The sequence below is a fragment of the Streptomyces sp. NRRL S-350 genome, from assembly GCF_000719705.1.
In the GTDB taxonomy this organism is placed as follows: Bacteria; Actinomycetota; Actinomycetes; order Streptomycetales; family Streptomycetaceae; genus Kitasatospora.
Genome location: NZ_JOHO01000225.1, coordinates 1 through 275 on the forward strand (window position 1 = coordinate 1; position 275 = coordinate 275).

General features: G+C 68.4%; 1 protein-coding gene. It reads left to right on the forward strand.

Annotated elements, in window-relative coordinates; all coding sequences use genetic code 11:
• On the forward strand, nt 1-275 hold a 275-nt coding region (locus IF30_RS0140655), incomplete at both ends, for an FG-GAP repeat domain-containing protein (protein WP_030248394.1).

Genomic DNA, 275 nt, shown 5'->3' on the forward strand with positions numbered 1-275 from the left:
GCAGATCGCCAGCGGGCTGACCGGCGACCTGAGCCGGATCCGCCTGGCCGACATCAACGGCGACGGCAGGGCCGACTACAGCGTCATCAACCCCAACGGCTCCGTCAACACCTACGTCAACAACGGCGGAGACGGCCACGGAGGCTGGACCAACTACGGCCAGACAGCCACCGGCGTCACCACCAACCAGAACGCCGTGGTCCTCGCGGACATCACCGGCGACGGCCGCGCGGACTACCTCCTCACCAACTCCGGCGGCTCCGTCAACGCCTACG